Origin of the sequence: Thauera phenylacetica B4P (genome assembly GCF_000310225.1) — a bacterium.
Taxonomy (GTDB): Bacteria; Pseudomonadota; Gammaproteobacteria; order Burkholderiales; family Rhodocyclaceae; genus Thauera; species Thauera phenylacetica.
Window position 1 is genome coordinate 1 of the sequence record NZ_AMXF01000525.1, and the last position, 865, is coordinate 865.

The 865-nt window shown below is 76.1% G+C and carries 1 protein-coding gene; it reads left to right on the forward strand.

Going from position 1 to position 865, the window contains the following annotated elements; genetic code table 11:
- Window positions 1-290: 290 nt before the first annotated feature.
- On the forward strand, window positions 291-865 hold a 575-nt coding region (locus tag C667_RS24455), incomplete at its 3' end, for a YXWGXW repeat-containing protein (protein ID WP_004390951.1).

Genomic DNA, 865 nt, shown 5'->3' on the forward strand with positions numbered 1-865 from the left:
TGCTGCCCGACACGCGTGCGGGCCGCCTCGCGCTGCGCGTCGGCGGTGGCGCGATCGCGGGCGCCGGCGTCGTCCTGCTCGGCGCGTGAACGCGGCACACGGCGGCGTCCGCGGCGGCGCTCCCCGCGGTCACAACTGATTACCGCGCCGGCCACCCGGCGCGCTGGCTTTGGCCTATCGTTCGCGTGGAGACAGCAGAGACGCGGAAGGGGCCGCGCGGGCGATTCGCCCCGCGGCTCCAACCGCCCCCCGGAACCGCTCCGCACCCGCCCCTCGTGAAGGACCCCACCATGAGACTCCGCCCGGCAACCTGGCCCGCACTGCTCGCCGCCTGCCTCGGGCTGGGCGGCTGCGCGGTGGTTCCCGCCGACGACTACGGCTACTACGAGGATGATCGCTACTACGACCGCGGCCGCTACTACGAGCGCGAGACGGTGATCGTCACGCCGCCCCCGCGCGTCGAATACCGCGGCCTGCCGCCGGCCGCCGGCTACCTCTGGATCGACGGCTACTGGAACCGGGTCGGCCCGCGCCCGCACTGGGTGCCGGGCTACTGGAGCCCGCCGCGGATGCCTCCGCGCGCCATCGTGCAGCCTCGGCCGCGCATCGACCCACGCCCCGACTGGCGCCACGATCGTCGTGACGAGCACGACCGCAAGCGCTGGGGCGAGGACGACCGGCGCGGAGACGACCGGCGCGGGGACGACAAGCGCTGGAGCGGCCGCGACGACGACAACCGGCGTGAGGGCGCGCGCGGGCGCGACCGCGATGGCGACCCGCGCACCTGGCCCGGCTTCACGCCGCGCCGCGACCCCAGGGGCGATCGCGACGGCACGTCCGATCGCCCGCAGCTGCGCGACCGTCG